Raw genomic sequence first — 24,646 nt, 5'->3', positions numbered from 1 at the left:
ATAAGGCTGGGAGCGCTGCTCATGTCCAGGTCGAACGCGTAGCGCGCGCAGAGCGCCACAGCAAGATTGTACCGATCTACGAAAGAGTGTCTTCCTGCCGGCGGCTGTTCATCCGATGCCTAAGCGTCCTATCTGCAGAACTACTTCAGGGGACGCCTGGCGTGCCCAAACGTAACCAAGCGAACAGCGAGCGGCCTTTCCATGACTAAAACGGTCAAGATTGACTTCGTATCTGATGTGTCATGCCCCTGGTGCGTCATTGGGTTGGGAAACCTGGATGTTGCGCTCAAGCGATTTGAGGGGCAATTGACGGCCGACATCCGATTTCAGCCCTTCGAACTCAACCCGGGCGCCCCGCCGGAGGGTGAGAGCCGCTTCGACAACGTGGCACGCAAATACAACGTCGGGCGCGAGCAGGCGATCGCGAACCGTGAGCGCCAGCGCGCCCTCGCCGCGCAAGTGGGCTTCGACATGGTAACCACCGACGAAAGCCGGTTCTACAACACATTTGACGCACACCGCCTGCTGCACTGGGCCCGGATCGAGGGGCGACAGGTAGAGTTGAAGCGCTTGCTGCTCGCCGCCTACCATACCAACATGCAAAATCCCGGTGACCACGGCGTGCTCGTGGCCGCAGCTGAATCGGCTGGCCTTGAAGGCGCGGCCGCGCGCGATGTGCTCACCTCAAGGCGCTACGCCGACGAGGTGCGCGACACTGAGGAGAAATGGCGGCGAGCAGGGATAAGCAGCGTTCCCGCCGTGGTGGTCAACGATCGTTACCTGATCACAGGGGCCCAGCCGCCGGAGGCGTTTGAGCAGGCCATCCGAAAGGCTGTGTCCGAAGTCGCCTGATCGGTGCCGCCCCGACCATCGTCCGAGGTCTTGGTCGCGGCGCCGCGCCCCAACGGACAAGGAGTAGGGTGGCCATTTTCGGCGCGGTCCGTTTTGAAGCGAGATACGTAGCAGGGTCATTTCCGATACTTCGCAGCTGATAAGTCGTACGGAAACAGCGAAAGCCCAACGAGCCTGCGCGACGCGGTCTGACGTCGCGCAGCTACAGATAAAAAGCTCCGCTTAGTCGTAGAATTCCGGCGACAACTTTTGGGCGTCCCTCTGCACCTTGTCGTGGTTGATCCAGAGCGTCGCGTTTTCCTTCTTCAAGATGTCCGCGACGCGTTGCATCGAAGAATTCGTTTGATCCTTGCTGGTATTAAATGTGGGGACGCCACGGTTTTCCCAGTTGCTCATGAAATGAGCTAAGTCGCCGGACAGGACGATGTTGCCGGTTTTGGGGAGCTTCACCAGCAATACCTGGTGGCCTGGGGTGTGACCTGGGGTGGCTAGCAGAACAATGCTTCCGTCTCCGAAGACATCGAGGTCTCCTTCAACCTTCGTAACCGGATGCTCGGGCTTGAAGCGAGGCGTTCCGTCCGGGTTCGGCCATTCGTATTCGACTTTCTGAACATACAGCATGGCCTGCGGAAACAATTCGACATTTCCGATATGATCGGGATGGGTGTGCGAGACGGCGATCTTTTTGATGTCGGCAGGTAAAACATTCAGCTCGGCGAGCTGCGCCGCCAGCGTTTTCGCGCGACGCCAGTGGATGAACTTTGGGTTGGCGGGGGGCAGACCGTTTGGCAAGGTCGCAACCGAATCCGAAAGACCGGTGTCCCAAAGGAACCAACCCTCTTTGTGCTTGATAAGGTAACAGCTGTCGACGAAATCCATCGACTTTCCTTCGTCGATCCCTGGCGACCACAGGGAAATGTCTCCGGCGATCCCCTCGCCGCAGCTCAGGATATATAGCTTCTCAACGCCAGACTTCCCCGATTGCGCATGGGCACCGCCAAACGAAAGTGCAAAGGCGAAAACCATCGCGAAGGTAGCGGATATCATTCGCATTCTGCTTTTCCTTTTGAAAGCCGTGTAGAGATTGGCATTGCTGGCCATTATCGTTGGCCGTGGGCGATCATTGTTACGTGGTAGGGCAAGTGCACCAAATCAGCTCCCTGATAACGTCTCGATCGTTACAGGAAGCCCGTTGAAATCCAGGGGATTGCCGCAATAGCGAGAAGCGCGATGAACAGCGCGGCCAAGTAAGCCCACACATGCCTAACCGCCGCTTCCGGTCGCACTTTTCCGATGGCACAGGCAGCATAAAATCCGACTCCAAAGGGTGGTGCGAACAACCCCAGACCCATCGCAAAAACGGCGACCATCGCATAGTGCACTTCGTTGATTCCGACGTTCCGCGCTATTGGAAACAACAGGGGCCCAAAAAGAACGATCGCCGGAATACCCTCGAGAAAGCTGCCCAGGATCACGAAGGCAACGGCCGAGACCATCATGAAGCCCATCGGGCCCCCGGGGACGATGGACATCCACGCGGCTAATTGAACCGAGAATCCGGATTGGGTGAGAGCCCACGCCATGGAAGTCGCGCACCCGATGATCAGCAGGATGGCGCCGGAGAGGGAAGCCGTATTAACTAGCATCGGTTGAAGCGTCTTCCATTCGAACTTCCTGTAAAAAATCAGGCCAACTGCGAAAGTATACGCGATTCCGATCGTAGCCACCTCCGTCGCCGTCGCCACTCCGTTGACGACGGCGGTGCGGATCAAGAAAGGGAGGACGATCGACGGGAGGGCGTAACAAAGAGCAGTCCAGATATCCTTGCTCGATGCCCGCTGCAGATACTGTACGCTCTTGCTTCGGTTTTTGATCCAAACGACCATAGCCATCGCGAGAGCGCCAACTACGGCGGGCATGAAGCCGCCGGTAAACAGCGCAGCGATCGAAACGTTCGTGACTGATCCGATCGTGATCAATACCAGGCTGGGAGGAATGGTCTCGGACATCGCGCCGGCCGAACTCAACATGGCTACCAGCTCGCCCTCGTCCTCCCCGCGCCTTTTCATGTCCGGAAACAGCGCAGGCGCAATCGCCGCCATGTCCGCAGCCTTTGAGCCGGAGATGCCGGAGACAAGATACATGGCGCCTATCAGCACGTAAGAAAGGCCGCCGCGCATGTGGCCGATTAAGGAAGCGAGAAAGCCAATCATCGCTTCGGCCAATCCCATCGACTCGATGAGCGCCCCCAGAAAGACAAATAGCGGGATTGACAACAGGATCAGTCCTGACATCCCCTCATCGATACGGTTGACCGCAACGGTGATCGGAATATCAGTGACCGTTAGCAAATAGGCGAGCGTGGATAGTCCAAATGCCGTCATGATTGGCGCGCCGGCCAAGACGATAATCGCCACACCGATCACAAAAAATAGAAATAGATGAGCGTTCCCCATGTCCACGAGTTGCACCTGGAACAGGTAAAGCCCACCCGAGACACCGAGAACGAGCAGGCCGCAAAGAGCGATGTTTGCCGAGGAGGCGCTCGATATCAAGCGCGACAGGGCGACGGCAAACATCAGCGTGAAGCCGCATGTCAAGGCACCCACGCGAAATGCATGCGGTATCTGCAACGCAGGTGTCATGATCGCCCATTCGTCGACCGTGTACTCCCAGGCGGGCACGATCAAAAGGGCCATGAACAGAACCACAAGAGTGTTTGCCAGCGCCTCCGTCCGCTGCTTTGCCCGCGGCGACAATTTTGAGATTATGGTCGTGAGCCGCATGTGCTCACCTCGCCGAAGGGCGATGACACAACCGAGCATCGACAACCAGACAAAGAGCAGCGAGGCGAGTTCGTCCCCCCATGTGAGTGGGTCGCGCAAACCGTATCGATAGGTCACGTTGGTCAACAGCAAGCAGAATTCCGCGACCACCAAAAGCGCGGCGGGAATCTCCGTCGACCACGCTATGATGCGGTCCAGAATGAGGCTGGCGTGAACAAGCCGGCCTTTGCTGGCGCCCGTTCCGGTCGCGTCCTGCGAATGTTCAAACGACATGTCTTCGCCATCGTACGAATTTGACCGGGAATTGGCTCTCAAGCATTCTTACGCGATTGCTTTTGCGTATTTGCTAAGGACCGCCCAGCTTTCTTCGCCAAATTTCTTATGCCACTCCGCGTAAAATCCGGCAGCCTGGAGCGCATCGCGGAACGGCTTTGGATCCGTCTCGTTAAACACCATGCCTCGTTCGACCAGCGATTTCCGCAGCGCGTCTTTCTGCTTGACGACGTCGTCACGCAGATCCATCGCGGAACGATTCAGATGTTCCTGAACAATGTCTTGGACGGTCGCGGGGACCGCGCTCCAGCGGCGAGAATTCATCAATAGCCAGAATCCGTTCCAAACATGGTTAGTGACGGAGCAATATTTCTGCACTTCATAGAATTTCGCGGATTCGATGATTGAGAATGGATTTTCCTGCCCTTCGACGACCTTTGTCTGAAGCGCTGAATACAATTCGTTCATGTTCATTGCGGTCGGACCGCAGCCAAAAGCCTTGAACATCGAGACCCACAGCGGTGCCACGGGGACGCGGATCTTGAAACCGCGAAGATCTTCGGGGTGGTTGATCGGCTTCGTGCTGCTGGTAATTTGTCGGAAGCCATTCTCCCAGAAATTGCTCATCACCGATAGTCCGGATCCGGCGATCCTGCCACGGATGTGGGCACCCAAATCGCCATCCATTGCAGCGTGGACGTCAACTTCATTGTCAAACGCGAACCCCATCGCGTTGATGGACGCCAGCGGCACCAACGTTCCAAGGATGATGTCGGGCATTAACACCATCTCCAGAGCGCCGGAGCGCGTCTGCGTCAACATGTCGGTATCGCCGCCCGAGTTGGCTGTTGGCGAACGCCTGGAGCAGGAATTGCCCGTTGGTCTGAAGCTTGATGCGTTCGGCCGCTTCGACGAGGCGCAAATGAACCGGGTGCGTCGCCGCTTGGTCGTGTCCAATCTTGAAGTTCATTGGGGCCGCCAGCGCCAGCGAGGGTGACAAGGCGACATAAGAAGCTCCCACAGCGGTCGCGTTCGTCTTCAAGAACGTGCGGCGTGTAATGGACATGAAAATCTCCAAGTCGGCGGTGCGGATTGAAAGCGGTCTTAGCTCAGGACTTGAAAACTCCGTACGACGTCCGGATCCGGATCAACCCCCAGGCCCGGGCCTTGAGGAACAACAATCGCTCCGCGCTTGGGGAAGATGGCATCCCCGTAAAGTTGAGCCTCGAGATCGAAGTATCGCCACTCCACCAGCGACCCCTTCGAGCCAAGCGCAGCGCTCGCATGTACGCTCGCAAGCAAGCCAGGGCCGTCATAAAAGGTGTGGACCATGACCGTGGTGTTATGTGCAGCGGCAAGTGTAAAAACCTTTTGCAGCTCGGTGATGCCACCCATTTTTGCTGGGCTCGGCTGCACGAAGTCGACTGCACCTGCGACGAGCATTTGCTGGAAATCCATTAAGGTGGAAGCGTTCTCCCCGGCTGCGATCGGTATCCCCGCCTCGCGGCGCAACCGAGCCAGTCCGTCATAATTCTCCGGGGGCCAGATCGGCTCTTCGAGCCATCGCAGATTGAAAGGCCGCAGCTTGGAGCTCATATCTAGGGCTTCGCGGACCGTCCACGGGCAATTGACGTCAAGCGTAATTTCCACGTCGCCGCCGGCAGTCTTGCGCGCTGCCCGCACCGCCTCCACGTCAATTTCGTGAAGCTTGAGATGAGAGAACCCATCTGCCAAAGCCCGCTCGACGTTCGCAGCAACGACTTCCGGCTCAGAATAGCGAACGAGGCTGGCGTAGCACTGCAGTTCAGTCACTTCCCTGCCACCTAACAATCGATGAACTGGCCGACCTGTCGCTTTGCCAAGAATGTCCCACAAAGCGATATCGATTGCGGAAATGGCGAACATGATGGCGCCGCTGCGCCCGAAGATATGCAGGCGCTTTTGAACATCGAGCATCAATGATCCGATGCTAGCTGCGCTACGGCCGATGCATAAGGGAGCCAGTACCTGTTCGATCGCCGCCTTGACGGTAGGGATAGCCGTGAAGCCGAAAGACTCACCCCATCCGGTGATCCCATTCGACGTGGTGACCTTGACGAGGAGAGAGTCGGCGGTGTTCGCGTTCTTCTTGCCCCAAGCCGTTTCGGCCGACTTCCCGCCCCCAGCGAAGGGAATTGAAATCACGATCGCTTCGATCTTTGCGATCTTCACTTGGTTATCTGCAGCTTCGTATCCGGCATTCATCTGCGGTCCTCCAGAATCGTCAAACGCATTGGCAACATGAAACGCCGGGAGTTTTGCAAGATGCAGTCGCGCTTCGTTGGCATGGTGCCGCCATGGGTATTTCACTCTCACGGCGCATTCGAGCCAAACCGTCAAACCTCTCTGGAGGCCGAATGGGCTCTTCCAGCCAGCGCAGATTGAACGGTCGCAGCTTGGCGCTCATATCGAGGGCCTCGCGCACGGTCCGTGGACAGTTGACGTCCAGGGTGATCTCCACGTTATCGCCGGCAGCGATCCGCGCCTCACGGACTGCATCCGCGGTAATCTCATGGAGCTTCACATGACAGAAGCCATCGGCTAGAGCTCGAGTGACGGTTTCAATGACAAGCTGCGAGTCGGTGTAGCGAACGAGCCTTGCATAGCAAACCAGCTCCGACACTGCTGTACCGTCCAACAGTCGGTGTACAGGTTGTCCGGTTGCCTTTCCCAGGGTGTCCCATAACGCGATATCGATCGCGGAAATCCCGAACATGATGGCGCTGCCGCACAATCTGGGCCTGACCAAAAGACGCCAGGCGCTCTTCCTAAGCGCACAATCTCAATCCGAAAAACGAATAGATTAGATTGCACCTATCTCGACAGCAGATTGCGAGCAGCCCGGAGGGCTGCGCGCCCATAACGCAACAAGCGCTTGGGTACAATCATTCCGGTATGTCAACGAGCTGAGACGGAAGCGATTGATCGATTCGACAGTTGGAGACGCTCGACATTGATCCCGCACTCAATCGTGTAGACGATATCCGCGTGGGGCCCGACCTGTGCGGGGGTGTACGGGTTCTTGAACGGCGCGCATGTATCGATCATGCGGCTCTTCTCCGCCCTCGTCGCCGCGCGCATTGCGGCCGCGTCGAAGCCTCAGCGGCGCCTGCATCAACTGGCTATCGTATTTGAAGATGGCTATTATCTGAACAAGTGATTATCTATCGCTCGTTTCCTCGCGTATGAATCGAGGATGCGCGCGTTAGCTTCTTCGTGCGCTCTTTTTCTCAAATCGAAGTTACCGAGAAATTGGAGGAAAGCAGATGAAGTGGGCTGCACCAAAGATCGTCGAAGTGTCGGTGGGCATGGAGATTAATATGTACGCCAGTGCCGCAGGGCCAAAGCCGCTTATGCCCCGAGTCAGTTGATCCGCGTTACATCCTGAAGGGAGAAATGTTCCGTGGTCTTCTTGGAAGGAGGCTACGATTTCTCATCGTCAGTACTTGGCCGGCGCTTCGGTGCCGGCCTTTTCTCTTTAGGTAGGTGCCTGTTGGTCGCTCAAGATACGTCCAGACTGTACGACCAGCGTCCCGTGAGTAAACAAAACCAAGCCTCGCCGGGCCGATCCGGCAGCCTGGAACGGAACCTTCTGGGAGGTGATTCATGGCAGTTCGTTTCGTTGTTTCAGCAGCGGCGGCATGCGTGATGTGTTCCGCGGCTCCTAACGCGTCAAGGGCAGAGGATCAGCAGGAGTTCAAGCTCGTTTCGCCGCCGCTCATCATATTCAGAGAACAGATACGGCCTCCTGCGGACGTTCTGCCGGTGCCAATCGGCTTTAGCAGGGAGCAGATCCTGCATGGCGATCGCGTGTTCCATGGGGAGGCCGCGAACGGGCAGTGCAGCGTCTGTCACGGCCAAGACGGGAAGGGAACAGGAAACGGGAACGACCTGACACTCGGGATATTCGCTTGGAGCGACGGGAGCGTTAAAGAGCTGAAGCGAACGATCTTGCACAACATGGCGGTGGCCCCCGGAATGGATGGCGACTTGAAGCCAGCGGATGTTGACGCGGTGTCAGCCTATGTTTGGGCTATTAGCCATCAGCCCGCGCTCCAGTAACGGCATCGCTGTAACGGCGCTTAGCGCACGGAATGCGTGAACGGGGCTATGACCAGTGCCGCGTTCAGCTTGACCGTCCCACGGGCTATGCTGTAGCGCGATAATCTGGATGGGGACACAGCGACAATGAGATTGGCCATTGCGGCGCTCGGGACAAGAGGGTGATTGTCGCGATGCGGCGGTAAGGCAATCGATATTTTCGTGACGCGTGATTCGATTGTCCTGGAGCGACAATCAAAATAGCGCTTTGATTGCCGCGCGCGTCGCGTGGTTGTCGGGCTCCACGGGTCTTGTCGACAGCTTCGTTGCGGCGATAACTGTCGACCTTCATTCCGAGGATCGTGGCGTGATGGACGAGGCGATCGATGACGGCGAGGCTCATGGCTTGATCCGGGAAGATTGTGCCCCATTCGAACGAACGATGGTTTCGGCTTGGTCCTTGGTGACATAGGCGAGATCGTCGAGGATGCGCAGCTGATATTTGCCGGGTCGCTTCGAGCATGAGATCGCGGAGCGTGAGGCACTCACCAAACAATTGGGAAGGACGGTGCTGCTGTCCCGATCCTTCGCCGACCTCGTTGAAGGTGACTTCGGCCTTGAACGTGTCGGAGAATATCCGGTGCGCGGCTTCAATGAGCCGATCGAGCTATTCGCGGATCACGGCTAAGGACGCCGGATGCGAGCTGCAAGCCCGTTGCGCGATCGCCGAACCAGGCGCCCCCGCCTTAGCGGCGCCCTTTAGCCGCCGGGCTCACGTGCGTTGACACTTGAGCAACGAAGTCGAACAAAGACTGCTATTGCTCAAATGGAAGTTAGGCCTATTCTTTGTCCGTCCCGTCTACTGCGGAGCTGGACTTCGCAAAGACAGCGCAGTGTGACCCCGCCAACTAAGCCTCGTTCAGTCATAATGGCCTGTTTGATCAGACGGCGTCGCCTGCTGGCGGTCATTGTACTACCTCAAGCCGCGCAGCTGGAGGCCATCCTTGAAGACACGCCTCGTCGGATCTGGCCCGCGCGGCACGCAAACGAGTTCTCCCGGCGGAGTAGAGCATGACCAACACAAGCCTAGGCAAACGCGAGACTTGCGAGACGCCAAGAGCAGGATCAAGGCCATGGACCGTCGCGGACGACGATCAATTGAAGGAGCTCGCCGTCTCCGGTGCATCCTTGCTGACAATGGGGCAACGGCTCAAACGAACCGAAGCTGCCATTCGAGCGCGTGCATATTTCCTCGATATTCCGCTTCGTCGCGTCGGAATAAGACGAAGAACCACATTCAGGTAGCAGCGGCAAGACGATTAAGGCCGCCGCGGTTGACTCGGTGGTGATGTGGGCGGGCTCTGTTCTGAACTGGGGCACGATCAGCCGATTCATCAGGACAGCGTCCGCTTCAATTTCTCCCGAAAAAGAGCGCGCACTGCGGTCCCGTTCCATGAACGAGACCGCGCGACTTTGGAAAACGGACGTTGGCACCGATTGCTTGGACAAGAGAACCAGGCACGAGCAATTGCCGTCGTCAACGGAGCCTGACCGTGGAATCGTCATGTCAAGAATATGATCTCAACAAGCTAACTCGACTGGCGCAGGTTCTTTGATCCATGCCAACCGTTCCTCAGACTGGTAGAAGGGCATCGAGCAATTTCTCGATGAAGGCAGGCCTCGTCGCCCGCTTCGCTCCACACGGGCCAACCGTCGTCAACTTAAGAACTTGCGAACGTTCGGAATGGCTGTTGGTCGCCGTCAACCAGGCGAAGATCACGATCGAGGTGCTATCGGGTTATCTTTCACTTTCTGGTCAAAGTCTCGATATGATCATCAGCGCCAAAGAGAACGCTTATCTGACCAATGCCGAGCACGTCATGATTCAGGTCTTGAGTGAGGCGGGAGCTGACCTGATCATTTCGCTCTTCCCAGGGCGGACGTTCAGTATTTCGGAGATCGCGCGCGTTTCGGTGACGGCGCGCGAAATAGTTTGATCGGACTGGCGCGTGTTCTGTAACGGCAGTATTGGATTTGCACCTGTATTGCGACAGATAGTGGACCCTGTCATGCCAGCCGCGACGACAGCCTGCGGCTTTGCCTAAGGCAACCTACCCGGCGTTATGCCGAACGATGCAAGGCGGCTTCGCATATTGCTCAATAGGCGCGCCGCCGCCGGCGACAACGGTCGAGCTCGCCGTGCAATGAGCCGAAGCTTGGCTTTCGCGCAAATGGCGTGATCGATATCCAGCATGACGACCTCACCACGCGCGACTTCGGTGGCGGCGGCAACGCCGGCGCCGAGGATCGCGACGCCCTGTGTGGCTCTGACGTAGCGTCGCAGCGCGAGGACCGAACTGCTGATGAATGTTGGCCGAAGCTTGACATGCTCTGAATATTCCAGCGCATCGATCAATTGGCTGACGCCATAACCACGCGGCATCGAGGCGAACGGAAATTCAGCCAGCTGGCCTACGGTGATGGGACGGCGCTGCCGCGCGAGCGGATGGTCGACGCGAACCAGCAGGCGGGCCGGCGCAGGCACGCTTGCGACGAACTGGATGCGAGGGTCGGCCTGTGGATTATACGCCAGTCCAATATGGGCGGCGTCCTCTCCGACCTGATTCATGATGTCCAGGACGGGGAGCGGATCGATCGCGATCGACAATTTCGGATGCTGTGCGCAGAAGGGCCCCACGATGTGCTCGATCAGATGATCGACATAGCCCTCGCTCAGCACGATCCTGACATGGCCCTCGTCCAGTCTCTCGATGGCCTCCAGCCGCTCCGACAGTTGCTGCCGATGGGCCTGACAGCTGCGCCAATAATCCAGCAAATGCGTTGCCGCGTCATTCAATTTCATGCCGCGCGCCTGCCGTTCGAATAGTTTCAGCCCTAGCTCCGTCTCAAGCAGAGCGATCTGGCGCGTGATCACCGACGGTGCCGTGTTCAGCTGGTCAGCTGCGCCGCGGATCGTACCGTGCCGGCAGACGGCCTCGAAATAGCGCAGGCGGCTGTGACTGGGTTCTCGCATAACCAACCTCTGTTGCTGTTTTGGCAACGAACTGGAACAAAGATTGCTGTTGCTCGAACGCAGGTCAAGCCTATTCTCCCGCACGTCCAACCAGCGCGGATTTTAGCCGGCGAAGACAGCGTAGGTCGGATAGCCGGCCGTCCATCGAAATTGTGAGCCTGACCACCGCGAACCGCCCGCTGCCTCCGTGTGGCTGGCCGTAAACCCGCGCGCGGTCAACAAAGAAGAGGAAGCTCCGTTGAAAATTCTTGTCGCCGGCTTTCAACATGAAACGAACACGTTCGCGCCGTCCAAGGCCACCTATGACAGCTTCGTGCGGGGCGAGGACTTTCCGAGCCTGGTGAGAGGCGAGGACGTCCTGAGCCTCTTGGACGTCAACATTCCGATCGGCGGCTTCATAAAGCACGTGCAGGCGCGTGGGCACGAGGTGCTGCCGGTGATTTGGGCAGGCGCCGGTGCTTCGGCTCACACGACCGAGGATGCCTACGAGCGGATCGCGGGTGAGATTCTCGATGCCGTCAAGCGCAGGAATTTTGATGCGATCTATCTCGACCTGCACGGGGCGCAGGTGACCGAGCATCTCGACGATGGTGAGGGCGAGCTTTTGGCGCGAGTTCGCGAAATCGTTGGACGCGAGATGAAGATCTCGGTGTCGCTCGATTCGCATGCCAATGTCACCGAGCAGATGCTTGAGCTTGCCGATGCGGTGGTCGCTTATCGTACCTATCCGCACGTCGACATGGCGGACACTGGACGGCGCGCAGCGGAGCTCCTGCTTCATCTGGTATCGTCGCGCCCGCCGTTTTACCGCGCAGCCAAGCGCATTCCCTTCCTGATCCCCGTCAACGCGATGTCGACCATGCTGCAGCCGGCGCGCGGCGTGTACGACTTGCTGGAAGAGCAAGAGGGGGCCGTGAGCTCGCTGTCCTTCGCGCCGGGCTTCTCCGCAGCCGATTTTCCGGGATGCGGGGCCACCGTCTGGGGCTATGGCAGCGATCGCGACGCCGTCGAGCGTGCCGTGGAGCGGATCTACCAGCACATCGTCGACGCCGAGATTGCTTGGAACGTCGAATTCGAAGATGCCGACAATGCTGTGGTACGCGCCATCGCGATTGCGCGGAGCGCAAAGCGTCCGGTCATCCTGGCCGATACGCAGGACAATCCGGGAGTCGGTGGCAACTCCAATACCACGGGTCTTTTGAAGGCGTTGATCCGACACGATGCCAAGAATGCGGCCATTGGCCTGATCTGCGATGCGAAAGCCGCCGCGGCCGCGCACGCCGCCGGTGTCGGCGCGGAGATCTCGATCGATCTCGGCGGTTGCGCGGAGGTTCCGGGCGACAGCCCATTGACCGCGCGTTTCCTCGTCGAAACGCTATCCGACGGCAAGCTCGTCTATGGCGGGCCGATGATGAACGGCAAGCAGGCCAATCTCGGCCTAACCGCCTGTCTGAAAATCGATGACATTCGCATCGTTGTAACCTCGGCCAAGGCGCAGTTGCTCGATCGCAATATGTACCGGACCGTCGGCATCGATCCGGAAAAAATGAGCATCCTGGTCAACAAGAGCTCGGTGCATTTCCGCGCCGACTTCGCGGCTATCTCCGAGGAAATCATCGTCGTGAAGTCTCCCGGGCCATTCCTGGCAGACCCGACCGCGCTGCCCTGGAAGCATCTGCGCGACGGCATTCGGCTCGGTCCGAACGGTCCCGTCTTCAAGGCCCCGATCCGTGCCGCGCGGGCCAAACTCTCGGCCTGAGCCTCAATCACTCCGCCCGTCATCTGGTGAGGACCAGGGAGAGGACGATGGAGAAATAATGATGAGCGTCTATCAACGTCTTCAGGCCATGGACATCGTGCTGCCGCCGATCACGGCGCCGGCGGCGTCCTATGCGCCTTACCTGCGTGCAGGCCAGACCCTGTATTTATCCGGCCATCTCGCCAAGCGCGACGGTGCGGTCTGGACCGGCCGGCTCGGCGATGAAATCTCGTTGGAAGAGGGCAGATCGCCAGCGCGCGCCACGGCCATCGACCTTCTTGCAACGCTTCAGCATGCGAGTGGCAATCTCGAGATTATCGCGCGCATCGTCAAGATGACCGTCATGGTTGCCTCGAGGTCGAATTTCTTCGAGCAGCATCTGGTTGCCAACGGCGCAAGCGAGCTGTTCGGTGAGGTGTTCCCGGCCGCCGGCCCTAATACGCGAAGTGCGTTTGGCGTGGTCCAGTTGCCGTTGCGCGCATGTGTTGAGATTGAGTTGATCGCCGAACTTGCCGCTCCGGGGTCAGCGTAGGCAGCACACTGAAAAACGTCAGATCGAGCAATGGAAGGGAAGCAAATGACTGATAGGCGTTCATTCCTGGCAATGACTGGCAGCTTGATGATTGCAGCGGCAGCGCCGCGGACAAGCTTTGCCGAGGAGCCGAAGGTCCTGCGCGTCGTGCCGCAGTCCGATCTGAAGATTCTCGACCCGATCTGGACGACCGCGATCATCACGCGCAATCACGGCTATGCCATCTATGACACGCTGTTCGGGGTAGACGATCAGGGGCAAGTCAAGCCGCAGATGGTTTCCGATTACAGCCAGAGCGACGATGGCAAGGTGTGGACTTTCACGCTCCGCAAGGGCCTCAAGTTCCACGACGGCGCGCCGGTGACGTCCGCGGACATCATCCAGTCGCTCAAGCGCTGGGGCGCGCGCGACAATCTCGGCCAAAGATTGCTGGCGGCAACCGCCTCGCTCGATGCCAAGAGCGACGACACATTCGTCCTCTCGCTCAAGCAGCGCTTTGGTCTGGTGCTGGAAGCGCTGTCAAAGCCGGCGTCGGTGCCGCCGTTCATCATGCCCAAGCGGGTCGCAGAAACGCCCCCCGATCAGCAGATTACCAGCCAGATCGGCTCCGGACCGTTCGTATTCAAGACCGACCAATATCGTCCGGGCGAGCGCGTCGTCTACGTCAAGAACACGGACTACGTGCCGCGGAACGAGCCGGCGTCGGGAACGGCAGGCGGCAAAGTGGTCAATGTCGACCGCATGGAATGGATCATTCTGACCGATGGCCAAACGCAGACCAATGCCATCATCAACGGCGAAGTCGACCTGATCGAATGGGTGCCGGCCGATCAGTATGTGGCGCTGAGAGATAATCCAAGGATCTCGTTTGTCGATCTTGTGCCGAAGGGATCCTTTGCGCTGCATCTCAACCACCTTTACCCGCCCTTTAACAACCCGAGGATCGCGCAGGCGGCGTACATGGCGATCAGCCAGGATGCGCTCATGAAGGCGCAGATGGTTCACCCCGATCTGTACAATGCAAATCCCTCGCTTTATCCGACGGGCACGATCTATCATTCCGAGAAGACATCTTACTACACGGGCAAGCCGCAATTTGCGCGCGCGCGCGCCCTGCTCAAGGAGGCGGGCTACAACAACGAGCCGGTCGTCCTAATGTATCCGGCGAGTTTCGCGATCCTCAACAAATTTCCGCCGGTGATGGCGGCATTGTTGAAGCAGGCCGGCTTCAACGTCGATATGCAGTCGATGGACTGGCCGACGCTGGTCGCGCGGCGTGCCATGAAGACGCCGCCCGCTCAGGGCGGGTGGGGTGCCTTCATCACCGGCTGGAACATACCGGACACCATCAACCCGATGTTCTACGCGCCGCTGACCGGTAACGGCGAAAATGGTTGGTTCGGCTGGCCGACCGACGCAAAACTCGAGGCGCTCAAGGACGAGTTCTTGTTGGCGGCAACCAGTGAGCAACGCAAGTCGTTGGCCGACCAGATCCAGGAGCGCGCCTACGATGCCGCGATTGTCGCGCCGATCGGCGAGTACAAGACCATCACGGCTGCGCGCAAGGACGTGATTAGCGGCACCGTGAGCTCACCGGTGTGTGTGTATTGGGGCATCCAGAAGGGTTGATCTCCGATGGCTGTATTTCTTGTCAGGCGGCTGGTTGCAACGATTCCAGTCTTGTTGATCGTTGCGGTCATTATCTTCCTCATGACGCGGCTTGCGCCGGGGGATCCGGCGGCCGCGATCGTGGGCAATGACGCCAGCGCGGCGGCACTCGAGGCGGTGCGGGCGCAGCTCGGTTTGAAGGACCCGCTGCTGCTGCAATTCGGGCGCTGGCTGCTCGGCGTGCTGCACGGTGATCTCGGCCAATCGTTCTTCATGAAGCAGCCTGTATCGAAGCTGATCGGGCAGCGCATCGAACCGACCATCGCGCTGTCTACCCTGACCATCATCGTGACGATCCTGCTTGCGGTCCCGCTCGGGGTCCTTGCGGCATGGCGGCACGGCGGCTGGCTCGATCGCGGATTGATGACGTTTTCGGCGCTTGGCTTTTCCGTGCCCGTGTTCGTGACAGGTTACGTGCTGATCTGGATCTTCGCGCTTCGGCTGCAGCTGCTACCCGTGCAAGGCTATGACCGGATCGCCGATGGCGTGCTGCCCTGGTTGCGCCATTTGATCCTGCCGGCAACGACCCTATCGATCGTCTATCTGGCGCTGATCGCACGGGTCACGCGCGCCTCGGTCGCTGAAGCACTGACCGAGGACTTCATCAGAACCGCGCGCGCCAAGGGCATTTCCGAGTTGCGCGTGCTCATTCATCACGCCTTGCGCAACGCTGCGATTCCGATCGTGACGGTGATCGGCATCGGTATCGCCCTTCTGATTGGTGGCGTCGTGATCACGGAATCAGTGTTTGCCATTCCAGGATTGGGATCGTTGACGGTCGATGCGGTGCTGTCGAGGGATTTTCCGCTAATCCAGGGCATCACGCTGCTATTCGCAGCGATCTATGTCGGGATCAACCTCCTGGTCGATCTCAGCTATTTGTTGCTTGACCCTCGTATCCGCCAATGAGGAGGTTCGCGTGACTGAGGCAGCCATCGAGACGCTCGCTGCGGCGTCGCTTGCGGCCAGCGCATTGCGTCGCCGGTCGATCTGGGTGCGTCTCTTGAACAACTGGTCGGTGCGGATATCGGGCCTGGTGCTCGTTGTCCTGGTGCTGATGGCGATTTTCGCGCCTTGGCTCGGCACGTTGGACCCGACCGCGATCGATCCATCGATCAGCAATGCGCTGCCTGGAACGCATGCGAACTTCACGACCCTTGAGGGCAACGTCATCCCGCATTGGTTCGTGATGGGAACAGACAGCCTCGGACGTGACATCTGGAGCCGGACGCTCTATGGCGGTCGTGTGTCGATCGTCGTGGGGCTTTCGGTTGCGGTCTTCGCGATCGTGCTCGGCGTAGCACTCGGATTGATGGCCGGCTATTTCAGGTGGCTCGACAGCATCGTCATGCGCATCATGGATGGCGTCATGGCCATTCCGGGAATCCTGCTCGCCGTCACCCTGATCGCACTGATCGGTGGGACGCTGACCAGCGTGGTCATTGCGATCGCCCTGCCGGAGGTGCCCCGTGTCGCACGGCTGGTTCGCTCGCTGGTCTTGAGCATCCGCGAAGAGCCTTATGTCGAGGCTGCTGTCGCGCTGGCAACTCCCACCTGGAAGGTCCTGCTCCGGCACGTGCTTCCCAATTCCTTTGCGCCGCTGATCATTCAGGCAACCTATGTGTGCGCATCGTCAATCCTTGTAGAGGCAATCCTTTCGTTTCTCGGCATTGGGTTGCCGGCCGATCTGCCGAGCTGGGGCAACATCATGGCGGAGGGGCGCTCCCAGTTCAATCAATTCCCCCACAATGTGCTGTTTCCCGGAATCTTCCTCGCGCTGACCGTTCTCGCAGTCAACATGCTGGGCGATGGCTTGAGGGATACGCTGGATCCCAAGTTCAACAAGCGGGGAGAGTGACATGACGACGACGCCCATCATGCCGCTCAACGAACCCGTGCTCGCGGTCAACGCGCTGGCAATTCCGTTGCCGCCGAGGGCGGATCGGCCGTATGCGGTCGAGAATATATCCTTTCAGGTCGAGAGGGGGGAGACGGTCTGTCTGCTGGGGGAGTCGGGCTCTGGCAAATCGATGATCGCGAGCGCGATCATGGGGCTGTTGCCGTCTGGGCTTCGTCCGTCGCACGGATCGATCAAGCTCGAGGGCTGCGAACTGGTTGGACTGAGCGAGAATGCGCTCCGCAGGTTGCGCGGGCCATCTATGGCCATGGTGTTCCAGGAGCCAATGACCGCACTCAATCCTGTCGTAACATGCGGCGAGCAGATCGACGAGATGTTGCGCCAGCACGTCCGGATGAGTGCAGCTGCACGCTACAAAACGATCCTCCAGATGATGGCGCGCGTTAATCTTCCGGACCCGGAGCGGCTCTATCGGTCCTATCCCCATCAACTCTCGGGCGGGCAACGGCAGCGGATCGTCATTGCGATCGCATTGGTACTGAAGCCCGCGCTCCTGATCTGCGACGAGCCCACGACTGCGCTCGACGTGACGACCCAGGCTGAAGTCCTCAAGTTGATCCGCGAACTGCAGGCCGAGAACGGCACCGCCGTCCTCTTCATCACCCATGATTTCGGCGTAGTCGCCGATATTGCCGACCGCGTCGCGGTGTTGCGTCTAGGACAAATGGTTGAGGCTGGCCGCAAGGACAACGTGCTCAAGCGGCCGCAACACGCCTATACCCGATCGCTGATGGCGGCTGTTCCCCCGCTGAATCCCAAGTCGCGTATGGCACGCGCTGATGTGGCTGCGCTGTTATCCGCAACGGACGTCTCCAAGAGCTTCGTGCGAGGCCATTGGCCGGCGCGTAAGACGACGGTAGGGGCGGTCAAGCAGGTGTCCCTGTCCGTGGCGGCCGGCGAGACGGTCGGCATCGTCGGCGAATCCGGCTCGGGCAAGTCGACATTTGCTCGCTGCGTCGCCCGACTGGCCGAGCCGTCCGGCGGAACGATTGTCATCAACTCCCGCAACGTCACCCACCTCAAGACCCGTCAACTGGTGCCGGTCAGGCGCGACGTGCAGGTGATTTTCCAGGATCCCTATCGCTCGCTCAACCCCCGTCAGACGGTCGGGGCCTCGATCGTGGAGGGCCCGTTGAACTTTGGTGTATCCGCCGGCGTCGCCTGGCAGCGTGCGGAAGAATTGATGAAGCTTGTCCGTTTGCAGCCGGATGCACTGCGCCGTTATCCAAACGAGTTTTCGGGTGGGCAACGGCAACGCATCGCGATCGCCCGCGCCCTTGCTTGCCAACCGCGCCTGATTATCGCCGACGAGCCGGTGTCGGCGCTCGACGTTTCCGTTCAGGCACAAATTCTTCAACTCCTGGAAGACATCCAGTCACAGACCGGCGTCGGCATTCTGTTCATCACGCATGATCTGCGTGTCGCCAGTCAGCTGTGCGACCGCATCGTCGTCATGAGAAACGGACAGGTGGTCGAGCAGGGGACAACAGTCGAGGTCTTTGGTAGCCCGAAAGAAGATTACACACGCCGACTGCTCGCGGCTGCGCCGGGGCAGGGCTTTGCGTTCGGCGGTGACCTGCCGTCGGAGAATGTCGAGGTCGTCGCCTAAATCCGCAGGTTGCTACATGAAGTTACAAATACGGCTCATGCGGACACAGCCAAGATACAAGCGCCCCAATAGAACTGGGAATTCCTGTTAACTGGAGAGACGATATGGAAAACGTAGATCTCAAGCGACGTTTGCTGGTTGCCGCGGCGGGCTTTGCTACCGCACTGCCATTCACCCGGATCAGCACTGCAAGTGCGCAAGCCGCCAGCCAGCCCACGCCTGACACGATCCGCGGCAGCCACACGTCATTCGGTGCGATCAAGCAGATCGACGCGGGTGATCTGAACATTGGCTATGCCGATGTTGGTGCGGCGGACGGCAAACCGGTCGTGCTGCTGCATGGCTGGCCCTATGACATCCATTGCTACGTCGATGTCGCGCCGCAGCTCGCCAAGGCCGGCTATCGCGTCATCGTTCCCTATGTGCGTGGGTATGGCCCCACCAAATTCCTTTCGGATTCAACGATGCGCAACGGGCAGCAAGGGGCGGTCGCCGCTGACGTGATCGCGTTGATGGATGCGCTCAAGATCAGGAGTGCCGTTGTCGGCGGCTGCGATTGGGGTGCACGTTCGGCGGCCATCGTCGCAGCGCTTTGGCCCGAGCGCTGCAAGGCCTTGGTAGCGGTTTCCGGCTATCTGATCGGCAGCCAGGCCCTCAACAAGGCGCCGCTGCCACCCAAAGCCGAATTGCTCTGGTGGTATCAATATTACTTCGCGACCGAGCGGGGCATGGTTGGATATCAGAAGTACACTAGAGAGTTCGCTCGGTTGATCTGGGAACAAGCCTCACCAAAGTGGGCCTTTGACGACGCGACCTTCGAGCGTTCTGCGGCGGCCTTCGCCAATCCCGATCACGTCGCAGTCTCTGTTCACAATTATCGCTGGCGCCTCGGACTGGCCGAGGGTGAAGCAAAATACGATGACATGGAGAAGAAGCTCGCGAGCTTCCCAAATATAGGCGTGCCGAGCATCACTTTGGAAGGTGACGCAAACGGTGCGCCTCATCCCGAACCGAGCGTCTACGCGAAAAAATTCAGCGGCAAATATCAACATAGGACGCTGACCGGCGGAATCGGTCACAATCTCCCGCAAGAGGCGCCGCTGGCATTCTCTCAAGCGGTCATTGACGCCGACAATCTCAAGTAATGGGGATCCGTAGGTAAAATTGACGACCTGCGACTTGAACTGTTGAAGGCTGTACTCAAGCAGCCTTCATTCTTCCAACAGGCGGCGTCGCTCCGATCCCGCGGCCGCCGCCGCGCGAGAATTTCGGCGCCGTTCCGCCAACGCCGTCCTTGCGCCAAGGAACGCGCTGCTGTCCGGCGGCTTTGCGCATGAGGACTCGCCGGCGCGCGCGGCGAACGATAGATGCGCTGGCCTCATTGCCAGGGAGCAATGCCGAGCGGCCTCACCTTGAGCAGCAGGTTACCCAGTTCACGTGAAGCTGACGTTTCAGTCGCGCTGTTGCGATAGAGGACGAACTCGATGTCAGGCAACGCGGGAAGGTCCTCGCGCGGCGCCAGAACGCAAAGGTCTGGCGTGAGAAATTTCTCCGCTAAGGGCGTCATTGCGATTCCGGCAATAGCCGCTGCTCGGATGCCTGAAAGGCTCGGGCATGTGTAGACAATCGACCAGGGGCGCTCCGCCTCTTGGAGAATCTCGATGGCGGTGGATCGGTAAAGGCATGGTTTCGGGTAGACCGCGAGCGCTAACGGGGAAGCTGCGCTGAACTCGTAATCCGGCGAAGCAACCCAGCTGAGTTTTTCGCGAGACACGAGTTCGCCTTCAGGGTCGCCAATCCGGCGCTTTCCTAGAACCAAGTCCAGTTCCCCGCTCTCGAGCTTATCGTAGAGGTTACGGCTAAGACCGACCTCGACCGTCAGCCGCACATTCGGATGAATGCGCCGGAAACGCCCCAATACCTCCGGCAGCGAGTAGGTTGCGAAATCGTCAGAGGCGCCGAGGCGCACGTGCCCAGCCAGCTTCGGTGCGCCAAAATGCTGCTTTGCATCATCGGCCAGTTGCAGGAATTTGCGGGCGTAATCGATCATGATCTCGCCGTCTTCGGTGAGCGAGATCGACCGGGTGGTCCGGTGAAGAAACGTCCGATTTGCCTGCGCTTCCAGACGCTTAATCTGGTGGCTCACAGTTGATTGGGTTGAATTCATCCGCTCGGCTGCACGGCTAAATCCACGACATTCGGCGACCATGACGAACGCCCGAAGCAACTCTGGCTCGAACATCGGCGTGTCTCCCGCCCTTCAATAAATTGTCAATGTGCATATATCGCATCTAAACAATTCATTTCCGTCATTGTCAATCCGCTCCTACCGTTCGGAAAACACAGGGCGGACACACGTATGCTGGTAGGCTTCGAGCCGAGGTTCGTCGAGACGGCGGATGTCTCGATTCACGTCGAGATGGCAGGACGAGGAGCGCCTGTTCTGCTGTTGCACGGTTACCCGCAGACCAAGGCGATGTGGCGCAAGATCGCTCCTCGCCTTGCCGAGAAATTCACCGTCATTGCCACCGATCTGCGCGGATATGGCCGCTCGAGCAAGCCGCCGGGCGGCAAAGGTCACGCGAACTATTCCAAGCGCGTGATGGCTGCCGATCAGGTCGAGGTGATGCGACAACTTGGCTTCACCTCATTCCAGGTGGTGGGGCATGATCGTGGAGCGCGTGTCGCCCACCGAATGGCTCTGGACCACCCGGACTTGGTGCAGCGGCTAGCCGTACTCGACATTGCGCCGACCGACCTGATGTACCGGTTGTCGAACCAGCGCTTCGCTACGGCTTACTATCACTGGTATTTTCTGATCCAGCCGCGAGGCTTTCCGGAAAAGCTGATCGGCAGTGACCCGGAGTTCTTTCTAAGGCACACGCTCAATTCTTGGAGCCGGATTCCCAACGCTTTTGGCGAGGAGGCGATCGAGCACTACGCACGCTATTTCAGTGATGCCGACGTCATCCGGGCGTCCTGTGAAGACTACCGCGCGTCCGCAACGATCGACCTCGACCATGCCGTTCAAGACGGCGATCGCAAATTGCAGCAGCCGCTCCTCGCTGTTTGGGGCGCCAACGGAGCTGTCGGCACCATTTTTGATGTCCTGTCGGCTTGGCGGGAGAAAGCAACCGAAGTGGAAGGGCACGGTTTGCCGTGTGGCCATTTCCCGGCCGAAGAAATGCCGGAGGAGACACTCGCACTACTCTTGAAATTCCTGAAGTAACCAACTCCGCTGAGAGGATTTCGATCATGACCCTACGCAGACCCTCGCGCAAAGACATCGTGGAACTGAGCGATCGCACGCATGTAAATCTCACGGAAGCGGAGCTCGACGTCATTCATGATCTCGTCAACGCAAATCTCGAAGCGTACGACGACCTCGATCAGATGCCCGAACCGGTCAGGCCAGTAACACCTGCGATCCGTATTCCCGGGGAACGGCCCAGCCGAAAGGATGATCCCCTCAACGGCATCGTGCGTTACGTGGACGTCAAAGCCGTCAATGCAAAGGGACCGTTGAGCGGAAAGAAGATCGGTATCAAGGATACGGTCAGCGTTGCCGGCATTCCGACGACCTGCGCGTCCAGGCTTCTGTATGACTACACGCCCGACGTCGATGCCACAGTCGTCAAGCGCATCCTGGAGGCCGGCGGCCACATCACAGCGATGCTTAACACCGACGACTTTTCCTTCTCCGGCGCCGGTCACACGAGCACGTACGGCCCCGGGCTCAACCCCGCAAATCCCAAGCACGTTGCTGGCGGATCGTCGTGCGGTTCAGCTTCGGCGGTCGCAACCGGCCAGGTCGACTTGGCGCTGGGCGGAGACCAGGGTGGCTCAATCCGTATGCCGGCATCTTGGTCCGGGATCGTCGGTCTCAAGGCGACCCATGGCTTGGTGCCCTACACCGGCATCGCTGGATTCGACCCGACCATCGATCATATCGGTCCTATGACGCGCACCGTCGAAGACGCGGCGCTTCTCCTGTCCGTCATCGCCGGCAAGGATGAGACCAGTGCCGATCCGCGTCAGCCAACATCCATCGAGAAGGTCGACTACCTGAAAGGACTTGGCGATTCAATCAAGGATCTCCGCATCGGCGTCGTCGATGAGGGATTCGACACGCCCGCCTCCATGAAGGTCGTGAATGATGCCGTCAAGGAAGCCGTCAAATACATTGGCCACCTCGGAGCGACCGTCGATACGGTTTCAATCCCGCAACACCGGTCCGTGATGCCGATCTGGACCGCCATTGCGGTCGAGGGCGGCCTGGATGCGTTCTACCACGGGCTTTCGCCCTATGGCACCAAGGCTTGGTACAACACCCGCCAAATGTCGCTCATGTCGAAGTCTATCAAGACGAACGGCGGCGACTTCTCCCCAACGACCAAAGTCGGCGCAATCCTTGCCGCCTATATGAAGGAGCAATATCACGGCGTTTTCTATGGCAAGGCGCAGAATCTCTCGCGCCGTCTCAATCAGGCCTACGAAGATGCCTTCACGCGCTTCGACATCCTGGTCATGCCGACGACGCCACAGACGGCCCACGAGATTCCGCCGATGCCTGAGGTCGACCGGAAGACACACATCAGCCAGGCACTGAACATGCTTTGGAACACGGCCGTGTTCGATCTCACGGGCCATCCTTCGATCTCTGTGCCTTGCAAAGACGTCAAAGGGCTTCCCGTGGGCTTGATGCTGACGGCCCGGAACTTCAATGAGGCCACGCTGCTGAGAGCAGCGCGCGCCTACGAATCCGGCAGGTAGCGACTTCGTTCAATCCACCTGGAGCGCGTCCGGTATCACGCCGGCGAACGATGGCGCGCGTCTTTTTTGTACCATGGAGAGGAGAGGGCAATGAACGTCAAAGGAACACGACGAGACTTTCTCAAGACCGGGGCCGCCGCACTGGCGTCTCCCTATTTCTTCGGTCGGACTGCGCTGGCGGCTGACACTCTCAATGTCGGTGTCGTTTTTTCGTTGACCGGCGTGACCTCAATCATCGAAAAATCGCTTGCCGATGCGACGTTGATGGCAATCTCCGAGATCAACGCCCAGGGCGGCGTGCTCAGCAAGCAAGTGAAGGTTATCCAGGAAGATGGCGCGTCGGATCCCAAGACCTACGCCGAGAAGGCATCGAAGCTGGTGGTTCGCGATAAGCTGGGAACCGTGTTCGGCGGGCTGACGTCTGCGAGCCGTAAAGCGGTCCTTCCGATCTTCGAGCGGCGCAACAGCCTGTTCTTCTATCCAACCTACTACGAGGGTTACGAGTGCTCGCGTAACGTGATCTACGGCGGGGCCGTCCCGAACCAGCAGCTGTCGAACTTCATTCCGTGGATCATCAAGAACCTCGGGAAGAAAAAGTTCTTCATCGTCGGCTCGAACTACATCTATCCGCAGGAGATGGCCAAGGTCTGCAAGATCTTGATCAAGGAAAACGGGGCGGAGTGGATCGCAGACGAGCATCTCGAGTTGGGCGACTCCGAGTGGGGCGCCATGGTGAACAAGATCAAAAACTCCGGTTGCGACGCCGTAATTTCGAACGTGGTCGGCGATTCAGTGGTGGCCTTCTATCGTGAATACAAAAATCAAGGCCTGACCCACGACAAGTTGCCGATTTGCGCGACGGTTACCTCCGAAATCGAGATTGCCGCCATGGGGGCCGAATACGCCGTCGGAGGCTTTACGTCCTTCCCGTACTTCCAGGCGATCGATAGCACCGCAAACCGCTCATTCATCGAGCGCTATCGCAAATTCGTCAAGGATCCGAAGGCCGTCACGCACCACGCGATGGAATGTGCGTACACGACCGTCTTCCTGTGGAAGAAGGCCGTTGAGAAGGCAGGCGAGGCGACGCCGGATGCGATCCGCGAAGCCATTCGGGGTCAAGAGTTCGATGCCCCTGACGGGAAAGTTAAGATCGAGCGTGAGAACCTCCATACATGGCTCACGCCTAGGATTGCGCAGTGGCAGTCAGACGGCCAAGGGAAGATCGTCGACGAATTCAAGTCCCCGATCATGCCCCTTCCATACGCGGCCTATGGAGAGCGGGAGAACAACCTTTTCTGCAAACCAAGCGGTCTCGACACCACGAAGTTGAAGACCTGAGCAGAAGAGCGATCTTAGAGA

Annotated in this window: 22 protein-coding genes and 4 pseudogenes; 16 read left to right on the top strand and 10 right to left on the bottom strand. The window is 58.9% G+C overall.

The window, feature by feature from the left end:
• Window positions 1-201: 201 nt before the first annotated feature.
• Complete coding sequence (locus ACVIGB_RS19165; RefSeq protein WP_092117043.1) at window positions 202-852, top strand: DsbA family oxidoreductase; 651 nt, start codon at window positions 202-204, stop codon at window positions 850-852.
• A 222-nt stretch (window positions 853-1,074) separates the two neighbouring features.
• Here ACVIGB_RS19165 and ACVIGB_RS19160 read toward each other — a convergent pair whose 3' ends face one another.
• The 6 genes and pseudogenes from ACVIGB_RS19160 to ACVIGB_RS19135 form a co-directional block, all read right to left on the bottom strand.
• Entirely contained in the window at window positions 1,075-1,905 is an 831-nt protein-coding gene (locus ACVIGB_RS19160; RefSeq protein ID WP_456721460.1) for an N-acyl homoserine lactonase family protein, read from the bottom strand.
• 125 nt (window positions 1,906-2,030) lie between these two features.
• A complete protein-coding gene (locus ACVIGB_RS19155; protein WP_456721461.1) occupies window positions 2,031-3,911 on the bottom strand; it encodes a TRAP transporter large permease in 1,881 nt (626 codons plus the stop codon).
• Between the two features lie 48 nt (window positions 3,912-3,959).
• Window positions 3,960-4,977 (bottom strand): annotated as a pseudogene (locus ACVIGB_RS19150) (TRAP transporter substrate-binding protein).
• A gap of 38 nt (window positions 4,978-5,015) precedes the next feature.
• Entirely contained in the window at window positions 5,016-6,266 is a 1,251-nt protein-coding gene (locus ACVIGB_RS19145; protein WP_456721463.1) for a mandelate racemase/muconate lactonizing enzyme family protein, read from the bottom strand.
• Window positions 6,175-6,573 (bottom strand): enolase C-terminal domain-like protein, encoded by a 399-nt coding sequence (locus ACVIGB_RS19140; protein ID WP_456725130.1) that lies wholly within the window; start codon window positions 6,571-6,573, stop codon window positions 6,175-6,177. The genes ACVIGB_RS19145 and ACVIGB_RS19140 overlap by 92 nt, the downstream gene beginning before the upstream one ends.
• Before the next feature lie 24 nt (window positions 6,574-6,597).
• Window positions 6,598-6,702: pseudogene (locus ACVIGB_RS19135) on the bottom strand (hypothetical protein); the annotation flags it as partial.
• A gap of 270 nt (window positions 6,703-6,972) precedes the next feature.
• On the opposite strand from ACVIGB_RS19135, the gene ACVIGB_RS19130 reads away from it, so the two are divergent.
• From ACVIGB_RS19130 to ACVIGB_RS19120, 3 genes are all read left to right on the top strand, one after another.
• Window positions 6,973-7,110, top strand: a complete 138-nt coding sequence (locus ACVIGB_RS19130) for a hypothetical protein (protein WP_456721464.1) — start codon at window positions 6,973-6,975, stop codon at window positions 7,108-7,110.
• 106 nt (window positions 7,111-7,216) lie between these two features.
• Window positions 7,217-7,321 (top strand): pyrroloquinoline quinone precursor peptide PqqA, encoded by a 105-nt coding sequence (gene pqqA, locus ACVIGB_RS19125; protein ID WP_092117036.1) that lies wholly within the window; start codon window positions 7,217-7,219, stop codon window positions 7,319-7,321.
• Between the two features lie 235 nt (window positions 7,322-7,556).
• Window positions 7,557-8,012 carry a c-type cytochrome gene (locus ACVIGB_RS19120; RefSeq protein ID WP_092117034.1) on the top strand — a complete coding sequence of 152 codons (456 nt, stop codon included), beginning with the start codon at window positions 7,557-7,559 and terminating at the stop codon, window positions 8,010-8,012.
• 268 nt (window positions 8,013-8,280) lie between these two features.
• On the opposite strand, the pseudogene ACVIGB_RS19115 reads toward ACVIGB_RS19120, so the two are convergent.
• A pseudogene (locus ACVIGB_RS19115) lies at window positions 8,281-8,495 on the bottom strand (ATP-binding protein); the annotation flags it as partial.
• Between the two features lie 34 nt (window positions 8,496-8,529).
• Here ACVIGB_RS19115 and ACVIGB_RS19110 point away from each other — a divergent pair.
• Window positions 8,530-8,679: pseudogene (locus ACVIGB_RS19110) on the top strand (adenylate/guanylate cyclase domain-containing protein); the annotation flags it as partial.
• Between the two features lie 437 nt (window positions 8,680-9,116).
• Here the strand turns inward: ACVIGB_RS19110 and ACVIGB_RS19105 are convergent.
• Window positions 9,117-9,446, bottom strand: coding sequence for a hypothetical protein (locus ACVIGB_RS19105; protein WP_456749188.1), 330 nt, complete (start codon window positions 9,444-9,446; stop codon window positions 9,117-9,119).
• Between the two features lie 212 nt (window positions 9,447-9,658).
• Here ACVIGB_RS19105 and ACVIGB_RS19100 point away from each other — a divergent pair, with 212 nt between their 5' ends.
• Window positions 9,659-9,988 (top strand): hypothetical protein, encoded by a 330-nt coding sequence (locus ACVIGB_RS19100; RefSeq protein WP_092117030.1) that lies wholly within the window; start codon window positions 9,659-9,661, stop codon window positions 9,986-9,988.
• 104 nt (window positions 9,989-10,092) lie between these two features.
• Here ACVIGB_RS19100 and ACVIGB_RS19095 read toward each other — a convergent pair whose 3' ends face one another.
• Window positions 10,093-11,109, bottom strand: a complete 1,017-nt coding sequence (locus ACVIGB_RS19095) for a LysR family transcriptional regulator (RefSeq protein WP_456725131.1) — start codon at window positions 11,107-11,109, stop codon at window positions 10,093-10,095.
• A 154-nt stretch (window positions 11,110-11,263) separates the two neighbouring features.
• On the opposite strand from ACVIGB_RS19095, the gene ACVIGB_RS19090 reads away from it, so the two are divergent.
• The 7 genes from ACVIGB_RS19090 to ACVIGB_RS19060 all read left to right on the top strand — a co-directional run bounded on the left by ACVIGB_RS19090 (window position 11,264) and on the right by ACVIGB_RS19060 (window position 19,656).
• Entirely contained in the window at window positions 11,264-12,784 is a 1,521-nt protein-coding gene (locus tag ACVIGB_RS19090; protein ID WP_456721465.1) for a M81 family metallopeptidase, read from the top strand.
• A gap of 88 nt (window positions 12,785-12,872) precedes the next feature.
• Window positions 12,873-13,316: a RidA family protein gene (locus tag ACVIGB_RS19085; protein WP_456721466.1), complete on the top strand. Its 444-nt coding sequence runs from the start codon at window positions 12,873-12,875 to the stop codon at window positions 13,314-13,316.
• 45 nt (window positions 13,317-13,361) lie between these two features.
• Window positions 13,362-14,945 (top strand): ABC transporter substrate-binding protein, encoded by a 1,584-nt coding sequence (locus ACVIGB_RS19080; RefSeq protein WP_456721467.1) that lies wholly within the window; start codon window positions 13,362-13,364, stop codon window positions 14,943-14,945.
• A 6-nt stretch (window positions 14,946-14,951) separates the two neighbouring features.
• Window positions 14,952-15,893 (top strand): ABC transporter permease, encoded by a 942-nt coding sequence (locus ACVIGB_RS19075; protein ID WP_456721468.1) that lies wholly within the window; start codon window positions 14,952-14,954, stop codon window positions 15,891-15,893.
• 10 nt (window positions 15,894-15,903) lie between these two features.
• Entirely contained in the window at window positions 15,904-16,842 is a 939-nt protein-coding gene (locus ACVIGB_RS19070; protein WP_456721469.1) for an ABC transporter permease, read from the top strand.
• Between the two features lies 1 nt (window position 16,843).
• Window positions 16,844-18,511 (top strand): dipeptide ABC transporter ATP-binding protein, encoded by a 1,668-nt coding sequence (locus ACVIGB_RS19065; protein ID WP_456721470.1) that lies wholly within the window; start codon window positions 16,844-16,846, stop codon window positions 18,509-18,511.
• A gap of 104 nt (window positions 18,512-18,615) precedes the next feature.
• The gene (locus ACVIGB_RS19060; protein WP_456721471.1) at window positions 18,616-19,656 is read left to right on the top strand and encodes an alpha/beta fold hydrolase; all 1,041 of its coding nucleotides are present in this window, start codon (window positions 18,616-18,618) and stop codon (window positions 19,654-19,656) included.
• 233 nt (window positions 19,657-19,889) lie between these two features.
• Here ACVIGB_RS19060 and ACVIGB_RS19055 read toward each other — a convergent pair whose 3' ends face one another.
• Window positions 19,890-20,753 (bottom strand): LysR substrate-binding domain-containing protein, encoded by an 864-nt coding sequence (locus ACVIGB_RS19055; protein ID WP_456721472.1) that lies wholly within the window; start codon window positions 20,751-20,753, stop codon window positions 19,890-19,892.
• A gap of 117 nt (window positions 20,754-20,870) precedes the next feature.
• Here ACVIGB_RS19055 and ACVIGB_RS19050 point away from each other — a divergent pair, with 117 nt between their 5' ends.
• From ACVIGB_RS19050 to ACVIGB_RS19040, 3 genes are all read left to right on the top strand, one after another.
• A complete protein-coding gene (locus ACVIGB_RS19050; protein ID WP_456721473.1) occupies window positions 20,871-21,740 on the top strand; it encodes an alpha/beta fold hydrolase in 870 nt (289 codons plus the stop codon).
• A gap of 26 nt (window positions 21,741-21,766) precedes the next feature.
• Entirely contained in the window at window positions 21,767-23,284 is a 1,518-nt protein-coding gene (locus ACVIGB_RS19045) for an amidase (protein ID WP_456721474.1), read from the top strand.
• A 90-nt stretch (window positions 23,285-23,374) separates the two neighbouring features.
• Window positions 23,375-24,625 (top strand): transporter substrate-binding domain-containing protein, encoded by a 1,251-nt coding sequence (locus ACVIGB_RS19040; RefSeq protein ID WP_456721475.1) that lies wholly within the window; start codon window positions 23,375-23,377, stop codon window positions 24,623-24,625.
• Window positions 24,626-24,646: the final 21 nt, after the last annotated feature.

This window comes from Bradyrhizobium sp. USDA 4341 (genome assembly GCF_054063755.1).
Note: the sequence above shows the minus strand (reverse complement) of the source record. Positions and strands in the feature narration are given on the sequence as shown.